We start from the raw sequence: 14,196 nt of genomic DNA, 5'->3' as shown, positions 1-14,196 counted from the left end.
ATGCCACGCGCTTTTTCTATCCGCTGCCGTTTGGCCTGATCTCTGCACCCTCTGAACTACATTCACCGAGCCGCTGGAAGGGGGGACGCATGACCCCGACACCTCGCAACAAAATAGTGGTCGCCAATTCCGTGCGCCCCGGCGCGCCGCAACACGAAGTGCAAACCAACAAGGCGCTGGCGCGATGGCTGGCGCAGATTCTCGGATTCAAGTTTGGCGGCAGCTACGACGCGCAAAAGCACCGCGGTCGCGACCTGTATCTGCTGCCGACCCAAACCATCGTCGGCGCCGCCAAGGCCCATGAACTGGGCATCAGGGGCCCCGAGGATCTATGGGGCGGTTTCGTCGAGCACGATTTCATCTGCACCAAAGCCATCAGCCACGGTTTGCGCAGCCATCAGGCCCATGCGCCGCAAGGCTGGTCGCCGCTGTTTTCCGAGCGGGTGCGCACCGTGGTGCTGGACGGGCTCAGCGTCTTTGCGCTGGAGGATGCACGGCCCGCCGCCGAACATCTGTTGTACAGCGGGCCGATCCGGATCAAGCCGATCCACGCCTGCGCCGGGCGCGGTCAGGAAGTAATCAAGAGCCTGGATGCGTTCGACGAAATCCTCGCCCGACCCGAGGCCGGAGAACTGTTCAGCGATGGCGTGGTGCTGGAGCAGGATTTGAGTCAGGTGGTCACCCACAGCGTTGGCCAGTCGTTCATCGGCGACCGGGTGCTGAGTTACTGCGGTGATCAATACTTGACCAAAGATGCCCACGGCGAGGAAGTGTACGGCGGCTCGAACCTGCTCGTGGTGCAGGGCGGTTATGAGGATCTGCTGACGCTGGATCTGCCCGACGACGTGCGTCTGGCGATCCAGCAGGCGCAGGTCTTCGACCGGGCGGCGGACGAAGCCTATCCGCGTTTTTATGCCTCGCGGCGCAATTACGACATCGCCCAGGGCCTGGACAGCGAAGGCCGGCCGCGCAGTGGCGTGCTCGAACAGTCCTGGCGCATGGGCGGCGCCAGCAGCGCGGAAGTGGCGGCGCTGCAAAGTTTCGTCAACGATCCCTCGATGCGCGCGATCCGCGTGTCGTCGGTGGAAACCTATATCGATCAGGCCCTGCCGGCGGATGCCATCGAGGTGTATCGCGGGCCGGCCGAGAACAGCGACTTTCTCCTCAAATATGTAACGGTCAAATCCTATGACGGCTAGAAGCGAAAGCATTCAAATCGACATTGATGATGAACAGATGAGCGGGACGTTCCTCAGTCCCAAATCGAAAGTCCCCGGCGTGTTGTTCGTGCACGGCTGGGGCGGCAGTCAGGAGCGGGATCTGGAACGGGCCAAAGGTATCGCCGGCCTGGGTTGTGTGTGCCTGACGTTCGACCTGCGCGGGCACACCGGCGGCACCGGCATTCCGCTGAGCCGGGTGACCCGCGAAGATAACCTGCGTGACTTGCTGGCGGCTTACGACCGGCTGCTCGCCCATCCGGCGCTGGACACCTCGGCTATCGCGGTAGTGGGCACCAGCTATGGCGGTTATCTCGCCTCGATCCTCACCTCGCTGCGCCCGGTGCGCTGGCTGGCGCTGCGGGTGCCGGCGCTGTACCGAGACGAGCAATGGCACACGCCCAAACGCGATCTGGACAAGGCCGACCTGCGCGATTATCGCGGCACCCTGGTGCGCGCCGACAGCAACCGCGCCTTGCATGCCTGCTCGCAATTCACCGGGGACGTGCTGCTGGTGCAGTCGGAAACCGATGACTACGTGCCCCACGCGACGATCATGAGTTACCGCGCCGCGTGTCAGCAGACCCACTCGCTGACTCACCGCATCATCGATGGCGCCGACCATGCCCTGAGCGATCCGACCTCGCAGCAGGCCTACACCTCGATCCTGGTCGACTGGATCACCGAAATGGTGGTGGGCGAGCGGTTGAGCATCATTCAGTCGCGCTGATGAGATTTGGGTTTCTTCTCGATCCGCAACGCCTTGGCCTTGGCTTCCACCACCAGGTACATCAGCACGGTGATCAGCAGCGGCAGCAGGAAATAGATCGCCCGGTACGCCAGCAACCCCGCCACCAGACTGCCGCGCGAAGCCTCGTGTTGCAGCAGTGCCACGAACACCGCTTCCAGTACGCCGAGCCCGGCGGGAATGTGGGTGATGACACCGGCAATCGCGCTGATCAACAGCACCCCGAGAACCAGCGGGTAGTCGAGCTTGCTCGGCAGCAAGGTGAAAATCACCGCCGCCATCAGCGACCAGTTCAGCGCCCCGAGCAGTAATTGCAGGACCGCCATGCGCAGCGACGGCAGGTTGATTTCTACCCCGCGAATCGACCACTCGCGCCGCCGGGAAAACTGGCAGGCGACCAGATAGCCGACACTGACCAACAGCAGCAACACGCCAATGCCCTGCAACGCACCGCTGCTGATTTTCCAGCCCGGTGGCATCCGCACCAGCCCGCTAGCGAACACCACGCCGGCGATGGTCATGTAGCCGAACCAGTTGGTCGCCAGGCTCAGGCCGAGGATCTTGGCGATGTTGCTTTTGCTCACCCCGAGCCGCGAATACAGGCGATAGCGCATGGCGATCCCGCCGACCCATGCGCTCAAGTTGAGATTGAAGGCGTAGCTGATGACGCCCACCGGCAGAATCTGTTTCCAGGTCAGATCCTGACGAATGTAGGTGCGGCCGATCAGGTCGAAACTGGCGTACACCAGAAAGCTCAGCAGGGTCAGGCTGGAGGCAATGATCAGCGTGCGCACCTTGAAGTCGGCGAGAGTTTGCAGCACCTCGGCCCATTCGATGCGGCTGGCGAACATCGTCAGCAGCACGATCAGCGCGAGGAAAAACAGCAGGGTCAGCGGACGCTTCCAGCGGCTCCAGCGGGACTTGCCCGCGGGTGCCGGATGCACCGCCGCGTGGGCTTCGGAATGGCTCATGACGGATCGCTCCCGGCGGCGTGGGTGAAGGGTTTGAGCCGTGGCTTGTGCGCCGGCAGCCAGCCGGCCATCGCCGGGAAATGCCGCAGGAAGTGAAACACCAGAAAGCCCACGGTCATGTGCCAGATTCGCCCGCGCGGCGACTTCGCGGCGTCCATCGCCTTGCAATGGTTGTGGCTGAGGTCTTCGAGGCGCTCGAACAAGTGGCGATTGAAGGCGCGGTCGCGGATCAGCACGTTGGCTTCCAGGTTCAGCGACAGGCTCAGCGGGTCGAGATTGCTCGAGCCGACGGTGCTCCATTCCTCGTCCACCAGAGCCACTTTGCCGTGCAGCGGCCGCTCGCAATATTCGTGAATCTGCACCCCGGCCTTGAGCAGGTAGTCGTAGGTCATGCGCGCGGCGAGTTTGGCCACCAGCATGTCCGGCTGCCCCTGCAGAATCAGCCGCACTTCGACTCCGCGCCGGGCCGCGTTGCGGATTTCGCGCAGCAGGCGATAGCCGGGAAAGAAGTAGGCGTTGGCGATCACCACCCGCCGTTGGGCGCGGCGCAGTACCTGCAAATAAACGTCTTCGATGTCGGTGTTGTGCCGGTCGTTATCTCGAAACACCAGCCGCACCTGGCCGTCGTGATCATCGAACGCCATCTCTGCACGACGCTGCCGGCGCCGTTGCCACCAGAAGCGTGCGCGTCCCGGTCGGCCGCTTTGCAGCAGGGCGAAATGATGGATGTCGGCCACCGCCGGGCCCTGAACTTCCACCGAATAATCCTGCTTCGCTTCGGGGCCGAAATCGGCCAGGTGATCGCCGGAAAAATTGATCCCGCCGATGAACGCAATCAACCCGTCGACCACCACGATCTTGCGGTGGAGGCGGCGGAACCAGTTGGTGCGAATGCCCAAGCGTTTCGGGGCCGGATCGAAGATTTGCAAATGCACGCCGGCATCGCTCAACGCGGTCAGATAACCGGTGCTCAGTTCGCCACAACCGAAGCCGTCGAGGCTGACGGTGGTGCGCACGCCACGCCGGGCGGCATCGATCAGGATTTCCTGCAATTCCATGCCGACCTTGTCTTCGAAGACGATGAAGGTCTCCAGCAGGATTTCGCTTTTCGCCGCGCGCATCGCTTCGAACACCCGGGGAAAATATTCCTCGCCGTTTTCCAGCAGCTCGAGCCGGTTGTTGCCCTGCCAGCGATACTCGACATCGACGGTGCCCGGCTCGCGCACGGGCGGGGTGATGCTGACTGGCTCCACGGCGGATTTCTCCAACGGTGCACTGCTCATAGTTCAATCTCCACCGACAGCGGCGCGTGGTCGGAAAGGTGTGACCAGGGACGGTTCGCCAGCACTTTGGGTTGACTGGCCTTGAGGTTGCGCACGTAGATTCGGTCCAGGCGCAGCAGCGGCAGGCGCGCGGGAAAACTGCGCGCCGGTTTGCCGTGATGCGCCGCAAACACTTCACGCAGGCCACAGGGTTCAAGCAAGGCATCGGCGCGCTGGCGCCAGTCGTTGAAATCGCCGGCGACGATCACCGGCGCGTCACTGGGCAACTCGGAAAGGCGTTCTCGCAGCAAGCCCAGTTGATCGTTGCGATGGCTTTCGCGCAGGCCCAGATGGACGCAAATCGCATGCACTTCACGGTCGTCTCCCGGCAGGCGCAGCACGCAGTGCAACAGGCCGCGGTTTTCATGTCCGCTGATCGAAACGTCGAGGTTGTCATGGCGCACGATCTGGAATTTCGACAGCACTGCATTACCGTGATCGCCGTCCGGATACACCGCGTTGCGCCCATAGGCGAACTGCGGCCAGAGGCTGTCGGCGAGAAACTCATACTGCGGCATCGTCGGCCAGTTTTCGTAACGTTTGGGATGGTGCTCGTGGGTGCCGTGGACTTCCTGAAGAAACACCACATCGGCGGACACGCTGCGCACCGCTTCGCGCAATTCCGGCAGGATGAAACGCCGGTTCAGTGCGGTGAAACCCTTGTGGGTGTTGACCGTCAGCACGGTGAAACGGCGCACCGTGGTGATGACCGTGGACTGCTCGTCGGTGAAGCCGACCGGCTCGGGAATGCTCATGCGAGTACCCCTTCGGCGGCCGGTTCGCCGGGCGCGGTTTCGAGGTTCTTATCCAGATCGAATCGCTGCAACAGGCTGCGGGCATCGAACGGCGCGCGGACCTTGATGTCGTTGTCGAAGTAGCAGAAAACCTCGCGGGATTTACGGGCACGAGGCTTCAAGCGCGGCGCGATCAAATGGGCGTCGCCCGGTTGCCGGCCATGGTGCCAGGCGTCGATCCGTTCGGCCCAGCGTTGCAGCGCGGCACGGGTGTAACCGCTGGCGTAGAGCTCTTCGGCACCGTGCAGGCGCAGGTAGACGAAATCGCTGGTCAGGTCTTCGCGGTACGGCCATTTCCCGGCGGTGTCGGCGATCACCAGCGCGGTGTTGTAGCGTTTGAGCAAGCGCACGAAGTCGGGGTCGATGAAACTGTCGTTGCGGATTTCCACGGCATGGCGCAGCGGTTTTTTACCGTAGGCCTTCAGGCTCGCGTGGCCGTGCAGGTGTGAGTCGTGTTGGCGGGCGAGCTCGGCGGCGGCCTGGGTGTCGTGGGGCAACTGATCGAGAAAGGCTTCGAAGCGCTCGGCGTCGAACGTGAAGTTGGGCGGGAACTGCCAGAGGACCGGACCGAATTTTTCCTTCAGCTCCAGTACCCCGGAGGCGAAGAAATTGGCCAGGGGTTTTTCGATATCGCGCAGGCGGCGGATGTGGGTGATGAAGCGGGGCGCCTTGATGCTGAACACGAAGTCATCCGGCGTCTCGGCGTACCACTGGGCGTAGCGTTCCGGCCGTTGCAGGGCGTAGAACGATCCGTTGATTTCGATGCTGTTGACCGCCCGTGAGGCGAACTGCAATTCGCGTTTCTGCGCCAGCCCCTTCGGGTAAAAGTCCCCGCGCCACGGGGCGTAACGCCAGCCTGAAATACCGATATGAATCGTTGCCATGCCGCCCTCCCGTCGAAAGTCCCCGTACGGCCTCTGTCTGTGGATGACTGCGGGCGGTTCGGGAAAGTTTCGACGGGATTACGGACGGTCAGGCTGCGCCGGATCAGTGCCCGGTGACGATTCGGGCGGAGCCTTCGGCGGGTTCGGCGTACACCGGGCCCAGGCGATCGAGGCGACCGCTCCATGCCGTCAGGGCCAATGCCACCAGCACTACCAGGCCGCCGATCCATGCAGTGTGAATCAGGCCGATGTGCTCGACGATCAAACCGCCACCCCACGCACCGCCGGCAATCCCGAGGTTGAACGCGGCAATGTTCAGGCCTGATGCCACGTCCACGGCGTGCGGCGTGTGATGTTCAGCCTGACGCACCACATACACCTGCAAGCCCGGCACATTGCCGAAGGCGACTGCGCCCCAGACCAGCACGGTGGCCAGCGCCAGCCATGGGTTGCCGGCGGTGAAGGTGAGCACGAACAGCACGGCGGCGAGCAGGGCGAAGATGATTTTCAGCGCGCTGATCGGCCCGCGTTTGTCCGCCAGTTTGCCGCCCCAGATGTTGCCGACTGCCACCGACACGCCATACACCAGCAGCACCAGGCTGACGGTGCCGGCGCTGAAGCCGGAGATGTCCTGAAGGATCGGCGCCAGGAATGTGAAGGCGATGAACGAGCCGCCGTAACCGATGGCGGTCATGGCGTACACCAGCAACAGGCGCGGTTGCTTGAGCACCTGCAACTGTTGCAGCAGCGAGGCCGGTTTGCTGTGGGCAATGTTGTTCGGCACGTACAGCAGGCTGCCGATGAATGCGATCACGCCGAGTGCCGATACCGCGAGGAAGGTTTCACGCCAGCCGAAGTGCTGACCGATGAACGTGCCCAGTGGCACGCCGGTGACCAGCGCCACGGTCAGGCCGGTGAACATGATCGCAATCGCACTGGCGGCTTTTTCCTTGGGCACCAGGCTGGTGGCGATGGTCGAACCGATGGAGAAGAACACGCCATGGGCCAGACCCGTGACGATTCGCGCCAGTACCAGCGATTCATAACTCGGCGCCAGCCAGGCCAGCAGGTTGCCGAGGGTGAACAGCACCATCAGCGACAGCAGCAACAGTTTGCGCGGGACTTTGCCGGTGAGGGCGGTCAGCACTGGCGCACCGATGGCTACGCCGAGGGCATACAGACTGACCAGCAGACCGGCGGACGGCAGGCTGACGCCGAGATCGGCGCCGATGGTGGGAAGCAGGCCAACGATGACGAACTCGGTCGTCCCGATGGCGAAAGCGCTGAGGGTCAGCGCGAGCAGGGCAATGGGCATGACGGCACTCCGGTTGAGGATTGAATGGAGCGCAGTGTCGGGGTTTGGCGGGGGTGGAAAAATACGGGGATGGGCATTTGATATTTGCGTGCGACGCAAATATCAGCCCTAACGCTGATCGTAAGGTGATCGTTCCCACGCTCTGCGTGGGAATGCCTCCGTGGACGCTCTGCGTCCGCTCTTCGAGACGCGGAGCGTCTCTGGCTGCATTCCCACGCGGAGCGTGGGAACGATCAACGAGGGGAGTGGAGCTTGGGAACGATCAACCGCAAAAACCGAACTTGCCGGGCCAAAACCGATCAGTTCCTTACAGGTTCAACCAAGGGAGCTCTGCGTTTTGACCAGGTTCAGGATCGCGATTCTATTGGGGGCATTGCTGTTGTTCGGCGGCAATGCAGTACAAGCCGCCAGCCTGCCGGGCGTTCCGGCGGCCAGTGAAGAGCCGGCCGAGCCGGAACCGATCGTGCAGGGCGGACTGCTCGGCGCCATCAGTTCCAGCATCGACGACGTGCAGGACAAACTCGATCTCAACGAGCATCTGGTCGACGCCTGGCGCCTGCGCGCCGACCGGGCGGCGGATGAAGTCGACAGGCTGGTCAACCAACCCTCGAACCGCTCCGGCTGGAGCGTGGCGGGGGATTTCCTGATGCTCTCCGGCGTGTGGCTGGGCACGTTTGCCGTGTTGACGGTGCTCGGCAGCGTGCTGGGCAAACGTCTGCGGGAAGGGCGCTGGCTGCGCACCCGCCAACGCAGTCAGGACCTGCTCGGTTACCTGTTGCCCTACACGCTGCCCGCGCTGATCTGCCTGCCGTTGACCCTGTACGTCAGCCATTTTCTGTCGGCCTCGGTCGGTCGCGCGCTGGCGCTGTGTTTTGCCTACGCCACCAGCAGCGGGATATTTTCCACGTCGATGCTGTTGTGCGTGGTGGTGATGTTCAACGTCGGCCACAAGCGCCGTGCGGTGCAGATCATCCGCGACTACTGCCCGAAACCGCTGTTCCTGATCGGCTTTCTCGCCGCCCTCAGCGATGCCCTGACCAGCCCGCAGATCGCCCGGCAACTGGGCGGCAACATCACCAGCAGCATCGCGGTGTTCACCGGTCTGCTGGCCTCGATCATCTTCGGTCTGCTGGTGATTCGCCTGCGTCGGCCGGTGGCGCACCTGATCCGCAATCGCCCGCTGGTCCAGCGTCTGAAACAGCCGTCGTTGCAGGAGTCGCTGCGGATTTTTTCCGGGCTCTGGTACTGGCCGATCGTGCTGATGGTGCTGGTCTCGGCGGTCAATCTGATCGGCATCGGCGAGGACAATCAAAAGGCCCTGCGCTGTGCGCTGTTCACCACCGTGCTGCTGATCGGCACGGTGTTTCTCAGCACCGTGCTGCAACACCTGTTCAAGTCGCGCAAGGCCGAGGCAATCCAGCGCAGCAGTGCCTACAAGGAGCGTTTCCTCAGCCTGTTGCATGCGTTGCTGCGGATCGTCATCGCAATTGCATTCATCGATATCCTCGGGCGGATATGGGGCGTGTCGCTGCTCGACTTTGCGCAAAGCAGCACGGTCGGCCGGGCGATCAGCAATGCCCTGAGCAGCATCGGCCTGATCTTCCTCGTGACATGGCTGCTGTGGGTGGTGCTCGACACGGCGATTCAGGAAGCACTAAAACCGCCGGTCAGCAAACGCTCGGCGCGCCAGCCCAGCACCCGGGTGAAAACCATCCTGCCGCTGCTGCGCAACGCGATCAAAATCATCCTGGTGGTGATCTGTGCGATCACCACCATGGCCAATCTGGGGATCAACGTCGCGCCGCTGCTGGCCGGTGCCGGGGTGGTCGGCCTGGCCATCGGTTTCGGCTCGCAGCAACTGGTGCAGGACGTGATCACCGGGCTGTTCATCATCATCGAAGACACCCTGTCGATCGGCGATTGGGTGGTGCTCGATTCCGGGCACGCCGGCACGGTCGAAGGCCTGACCATTCGCACCTTGCGCCTGCGCGATGGCAAGGGCTTCGTGCACTCGGTGCCGTTCGGCCAGATCAAGGCGGTGACCAACCAATCGCGGCAGTTTGCGTTCGCGTTTTTCTCGGTGCAGTTCACCTACGACACCGATGTCGACAAGGCCATTGAGCTGATCCGCGAGGCGGGGGATTCGATTCGCGAAGACCCGTTCCTCAAGTACAACCTGCAAGGGCCGCTGGATGTATTTGGCGTAGACAAGATGGACCTGAACGGCGTGGTGCTGACCGCGCAATTTCGCACAGTGTCGGGCGGGCAATATGCGGTGAGCCGCGCGTTCAACCAGCGTTTGAAAAAGCTTGTGGATAACAGCCCGTGGGTGCATTTCGCCCAGACTTATCCACAGCAGGTTTTGCTGCCCAAACGCCAGGAAGAAGAGGTGGCGCCGGTGCATTCGTCGGTAGTGTTGCCGGAGCAATCGCCGACTCAATAGGCGTTCTTGTAGTGCATGTGCCGGCCCTTTCGCGGGCAAGCCCGCTCCCACAGTAATTGGGCGGTGCCTGCTATTTCGGCATCACAAAGAACCCTGTGGGAGCGGGCTTGGTCCGGGCGGCGATCCGACGAAGAGGCCAGACCGGTTTACATCAATGCCGGATCAGTTTGCTGCGCACCTGCTCCATGGAAACCTGATCCAGTTCCACCCAGAATTGCTGCTTGCCCGCGACCTCGGCAGCGACCGGCAGGCCGTCGCGATACACCAGCCGATTGCTCGCCAGCGCCGGCACTTTCGCCCCCGGCAACAAGGTGCCGGCGAGGTTCAGCGGATCGACGCCGCACACCGCAATCAGGCTGCCGTCATGGGGGCGACGGCGGACTTCGCGCAACAGCGGAATCGCCTCGGGCAGGGCGAATTGCTCGCCGGCCAGACCGCTGACAAACCGCCCGCCACGAATCTCGCCCCGGGCTTCCAGCCGATGGAATGTGCGCAGCAGTTCGCGCCAACTCGGCAACCAGTCGGCCTCACGTTCCAGCAGGCGCCAGAACACCACGCCGTAGCGACGCAACAAGGTCATGGCGACGTGTTCAAGTGTTTCGGGCGACGCTGTTTGTCTGTTTTCCACAACCGGCCCGCGACGCAATAACGCCCAGCGCCCGGCATCGTCCATGCCACCGACAAACGCCCCGCGCCCGCGTCGACTACTTCGCTGCTGGCGCTTGCTCGCCGGAGTGATCAATGCCCGCAATCCGGCAAAGCTGTCGGCATTCACCAGGCCGGCGCCGACCAGTTCCTGCAAGGCGATTTCCAGCTCGGTGCGCAGCAGGTGCGCTTCATGAATCAGCTCATCGAAAAACAACGCGCCGTGCTGGCTCAGTGCGTCGAAAACCTTGCGGGTCTTGGGCGACAGTTCGCTGACCGGCGTCTGCTCGGCCAGCGCACTCCACAAGCCGACCTGACTGCGCGGCAGCAACACGATCGGTGTGCTGCGCAACGCCGTGCCGCTGATGTTTTGCCGGGCGCTGAGGCGCGTCCACACCAGTTTGCCGCTGCGGCACAGATCGTCCAGCCAGCTCGGTGAATAGTCCTTGAGCCGCGCGGGAAGGAGATCGCTATCCCACGCCGAAGCGGCAGCCGGGTAGCCTTCGAACTGACCGACAATCGCCGGCAACACAGTGCTGCCCTGACCACGGGTTGACGGGGACAAGTGCTGCCAGTCGAACAGAAACCGCATGAATTCCTGCAACGCCACCGGCTCGATTTCCCGGCGCAGACGCTTGACCGTGTAGCGGTGAATGCGCGCCAGCAGATGCCGTTCGCACCATTCCTCAACGGTCGACCCCGGCGTGAACTGGCCGCGCAGTACATAACCTTCACGCTCCAGATGAGCGAGGGCTTGATGAACAGCGGCCGGCATCAGGGCCAGCGGTTCGGCAATCGCCACCAGCGGTTGCGGACCGAATGCGCCGAGCCGCGCGCGGATCACTTCGATCAGTGCCTCATCGGCGGTCCATGCTTCGTCGAAACCGGGCAACGCGGCCAGTTCAGAATGCGCCTGTGGATAAAGCGCTTGCAGACAGGTCAGGCGTTCTCTTGCCAGCCACAGTGAGTGCTCGGGATCGATCTGCAATCGGCAGGCTCGCCCGGTTTCGGCCAAAGCATTCAGCCACTCGCGCCAATGCGGATTGGCCTCGACTTCGGCGTCACTGATGCAGGCCAGGCTCATCAGCGCTTCATGCATTTCATCGGCGCTGTTCGGCGTCGGCCAGGCTTCTTCGCGCACGGCGTTGATCGCGTCGGCGTCCAGCGCGCCGAGGTCGTCGGTGGATTGCGGATCACTCCAGCGGCGGTTGAGCACGGCCTGGGTGCGACGCTCTTCCAGCGGCGCGTCGTCGAGAAAGGTGTAAGGGCGGGCGCTGAGGATTTCCGCCGCCAACGGCGAGGGCGCCGGCAGGTCGCGGGCGATCAGGCGCACTTCGCCGCGCTCCATGCGCCGCAGCAGTTCGAGCCAGCCTTCGCTGTCCATCGCCTCGTGCAGGCAATCGTCGAGGGTCTGTTCCACCAGCGGATGCTCGGGGACTTCCCGTTCACCGGCGAGGTTTTCCAGGCAGGCGATCTGATCGGGAAACACGCTGGCGATCAGGTCTTCGCTTTTCATCCGCTGCAATTGCGGCGCGACCTTGCGCCCGCCCGTGTAACGCGGCAGGGCCAGCGCCACGCCGGCATTCCAGCGCCAGCGCACACCGAACAGCGGTGCATCCAGCACGGCTTGAATCAGAATGTGCTCGGCGCTGTTGCTGTGCAGATAACGCCAGACCTCGTCGAGTTCGAAACTGTGACTGGTGGACAGCGACAGCACGATCGCGTCTTCGCTGGCGGCGGCCTGCAATTCGAAGTTGAAGGTGCGGCAGAAACGCTTGCGCAGGGCCAGGCCCCAGGCGCGGTTGATACGACTGCCGAACGGTGAGTGAATGATCAGCTGGGTGCCGCCGGACTCGTCGAAAAACCGCTCCATCAGCAGCGTGTCGCGCGACGGCAAGGCGCCGAGGGCGAGGCGGGCGCGGGCCAGGTAATCCACCAGCTGTTCGGCGCTGGCCGGGTTCAGGCCGAGGGTGTCGGTCAGCCAGTCGATGGCCGGTTGCAAGTTGCCGGGGCTGGCGCTGAGCAATTGATCGAGCTGCGCATGCAGGCGCGCCACGGCCGCCGACAACTCATCGCTGCGTCCCGGTGCTTCGCCGAGCCAGAACGGGATGGTCGGCGGCTGGCCGTGGGCATCTTCGACCCGAACCTTGCCGGTTTCCACCCGCAGGATGCGATAGGAGGCGTTGCCGAGCTGGAACACATCACCGGCAATGCTTTCCACAGCGAAGTCTTCGTTGACGCTGCCGATGTTCAGGCCCTGAGGTTCGAGCAATACGCTGTAGTCGGCGTTGTCGGGGATGGTGCCGCCGCTGGTGACGGCGGTCAGCCGGGCGCCGCGTCGTCCGCGCAGGGTTCGGCTCACGGCGTCGCGGTGCAGGTAGGCGCTGCGGATGCCCTGGCGGCCGTTGTAACCCTCGGCGAGCATGCTCAGCAGCGCCTGATAATGTTTTTCGTCGAGGCGGGCGTAGGGTTCGGCCCGGCGGAACAGCGCGAGCAAATCGTCCTCGGCCCATTCCTGGCAACTGACCTCGGCGATGATCTGCTGCGCCAGCACATCCAGCGGCGCTTCGGGGATGTGCAGCGTATCGAGTTCACCCCGGCGCACGCAGTCGAGCAGGGCGGCGCATTCGATCAGGTCGTCGCGAGTGGTGGCGAACAGGCGCCCCTTGGGCGTGCCGCCGACCTGGTGCCCGGAGCGGCCGACCCGTTGCAGAAAACCGGCGATCGAACGTGGCGAGGCGATCTGGCAGACGAGGTCGACTTCGCCGATGTCGATCCCCAGTTCCAGCGACGCGGTGGCGATCAGCACTTGCAGCTCGCCACGCTTGAGTCGCTGCTCGGCGTCGAGGCGAAATTCCTTGGCCAGACTGCCGTGGTGCGCGGCCACGGCGTGTTTGCCGAGGCGTTCGCTCAGGTGCCGACTCAGGCGCTCGGCCAGACGTCGGGTGTTGACGAAAATCAGCGTGGTGCGGTGTTCCCGGGCCAACGTGGCGAGACGGTCGTAGACCAGTTCCCAGACATCATTGGCCATCACCGCCGACAACGGCACCGGCGGTACTTCAATGCCCAGATCCCTTGGGCGCGCGTGGCCGATGTCGATGATTTCGCACGGGCGCTCATGACCCACCAGAAAACGCGCCACCGCATCGATCGGTTTCTGCGTGGCCGAAAGACCGATGCGGGTCAGCGGTTCAGGACACAGCGCCTGCAAGCGTTCGAGGCTCAAGGCCAGGTGACTGCCGCGTTTGCCGGCGGCGATGGCATGGATTTCATCGACGATCACCGTGCGCGTGGTGCCGAGCATTTTTCGGCCGGACTCGGAGCCGAGCAGCACATAGAGCGATTCCGGGGTGGTCACCAGAATGTGCGGCGCGCTCTTGCGCATGGCGGCGCGGTCTTTTTGCGGGGTGTCGCCGGTGCGCACGGCGGTGGTGATTTCCAGCGCCGGCAGATCCATTTGGCGCAGCTGGTCGGTAATCCCGGCTAGCGGGTTCTGCAGATTGATGCGGATGTCGTTGGACAGCGCCTTGAGCGGCGAAACGTAGACCACCAGGGTTTCGTCCGGCAGACCGTCCGGGGTTTCCAGGCCACGGTGGACCAGATCGTCGAGCACGGCGAGGAATGCGGTGAGGGTTTTCCCAGATCCGGTGGGCGCAGCGATCAGCGTCGAGCGGCGCTGGCGGATCAACGGCCATGCGCGGGCCTGGGCGGCGGTCACCGTCGGGAATGTGCTGCTGAACCAGGCGCTGACGGCGGGGTGGAAGCCTGCCAGGGCCGCGTCCTTGGGGAGGGGCAGATTCATGGCTTCAGTTATGCGGGTGGGCGGGCGAAGTTGCAAGTACCGCTCGGGATCTACA

The 14,196-nt window shown here is 63.6% G+C and carries 9 protein-coding genes; 3 read left to right on the top strand and 6 right to left on the bottom strand.

Annotated features, from left to right (window positions below):
• The first annotated feature begins 89 nt into the window (after positions 1-89).
• Positions 90-1,199, top strand: coding sequence for a DUF3182 family protein (locus ABTV87_RS26035; RefSeq protein WP_433898585.1), 1,110 nt, complete (start codon positions 90-92; stop codon positions 1,197-1,199).
• Positions 1,189-1,947, top strand: coding sequence for an alpha/beta hydrolase family protein (locus tag ABTV87_RS26030; RefSeq protein ID WP_007955615.1), 759 nt, complete (start codon positions 1,189-1,191; stop codon positions 1,945-1,947). Before ABTV87_RS26035 ends, ABTV87_RS26030 begins: the two co-directional genes overlap by 11 nt.
• Here the strand turns inward: ABTV87_RS26030 and ABTV87_RS26025 are convergent.
• From ABTV87_RS26025 to ABTV87_RS26005, 5 genes are all read right to left on the bottom strand, one after another.
• Entirely contained in the window at positions 1,935-2,936 is a 1,002-nt protein-coding gene (locus ABTV87_RS26025) for a lysylphosphatidylglycerol synthase domain-containing protein (protein WP_433898584.1), read from the bottom strand. The two genes, ABTV87_RS26030 and ABTV87_RS26025, sit on opposite strands and share 13 nt — an antisense overlap.
• Positions 2,933-4,219, bottom strand: coding sequence for a cardiolipin synthase ClsB (gene clsB, locus ABTV87_RS26020; RefSeq protein WP_085609124.1), 1,287 nt, complete (start codon positions 4,217-4,219; stop codon positions 2,933-2,935). Before clsB ends, ABTV87_RS26025 begins: the two co-directional genes overlap by 4 nt.
• On the bottom strand, positions 4,216-5,013 hold the full coding sequence (locus ABTV87_RS26015; RefSeq protein ID WP_258712409.1) for an endonuclease/exonuclease/phosphatase family protein: 798 nt from the start codon (positions 5,011-5,013) through the stop codon (positions 4,216-4,218). Before ABTV87_RS26015 ends, clsB begins: the two co-directional genes overlap by 4 nt.
• The gene (locus ABTV87_RS26010; protein ID WP_433898583.1) at positions 5,010-5,936 is read right to left on the bottom strand and encodes a DUF72 domain-containing protein; all 927 of its coding nucleotides are present in this window, start codon (positions 5,934-5,936) and stop codon (positions 5,010-5,012) included. The genes ABTV87_RS26015 and ABTV87_RS26010 overlap by 4 nt, the downstream gene beginning before the upstream one ends.
• Before the next feature lie 103 nt (positions 5,937-6,039).
• A complete protein-coding gene (locus ABTV87_RS26005; protein WP_207984095.1) occupies positions 6,040-7,251 on the bottom strand; it encodes an MFS transporter in 1,212 nt (403 codons plus the stop codon).
• Between the two features lie 337 nt (positions 7,252-7,588).
• On the opposite strand from ABTV87_RS26005, the gene ABTV87_RS26000 reads away from it, so the two are divergent.
• The gene (locus tag ABTV87_RS26000) at positions 7,589-9,694 is read left to right on the top strand and encodes a mechanosensitive ion channel family protein (protein WP_085609120.1); all 2,106 of its coding nucleotides are present in this window, start codon (positions 7,589-7,591) and stop codon (positions 9,692-9,694) included.
• Positions 9,695-9,845: 151 nt separating this feature from the next.
• Here ABTV87_RS26000 and ABTV87_RS25995 read toward each other — a convergent pair whose 3' ends face one another.
• Positions 9,846-14,141 carry a DEAD/DEAH box helicase gene (locus ABTV87_RS25995; RefSeq protein ID WP_433898582.1) on the bottom strand — a complete coding sequence of 1,432 codons (4,296 nt, stop codon included), beginning with the start codon at positions 14,139-14,141 and terminating at the stop codon, positions 9,846-9,848.
• Positions 14,142-14,196: the final 55 nt, after the last annotated feature.

This window comes from Pseudomonas sp. PSE1(2024) (assembly GCF_050990555.1).
Classification (GTDB): domain Bacteria; phylum Pseudomonadota; class Gammaproteobacteria; order Pseudomonadales; family Pseudomonadaceae; genus Aquipseudomonas; species Aquipseudomonas aphyarum.
Note: the sequence above shows the minus strand (reverse complement) of the source record. Positions and strands in the feature narration are given on the sequence as shown.

Excerpts from the sequence above, each read along its gene's own strand:
- ABTV87_RS26030 (WP_007955615.1), top strand. The coding sequence starts at position 1,189 with ATGACGGCTAGAAGCGAAAGCATTCAAATCGACATTGATGATGAACAG.
- ABTV87_RS25995 (WP_433898582.1), bottom strand. The coding sequence starts at position 14,141 with ATGAATCTGCCCCTCCCCAAGGACGCGGCCCTGGCAGGCTTCCACCCC.
- ABTV87_RS26005 (WP_207984095.1), bottom strand. The coding sequence starts at position 7,251 with ATGCCCATTGCCCTGCTCGCGCTGACCCTCAGCGCTTTCGCCATCGGG.
- ABTV87_RS26010 (WP_433898583.1), bottom strand. The coding sequence starts at position 5,936 with ATGGCAACGATTCATATCGGTATTTCAGGCTGGCGTTACGCCCCGTGG.
- ABTV87_RS26015 (WP_258712409.1), bottom strand. The coding sequence starts at position 5,013 with ATGAGCATTCCCGAGCCGGTCGGCTTCACCGACGAGCAGTCCACGGTC.
- ABTV87_RS26025 (WP_433898584.1), bottom strand. The coding sequence starts at position 2,936 with ATGAGCCATTCCGAAGCCCACGCGGCGGTGCATCCGGCACCCGCGGGC.
- ABTV87_RS26035 (WP_433898585.1), top strand. The coding sequence starts at position 90 with ATGACCCCGACACCTCGCAACAAAATAGTGGTCGCCAATTCCGTGCGC.
- clsB (WP_085609124.1), bottom strand. The coding sequence starts at position 4,219 with ATGAGCAGTGCACCGTTGGAGAAATCCGCCGTGGAGCCAGTCAGCATC.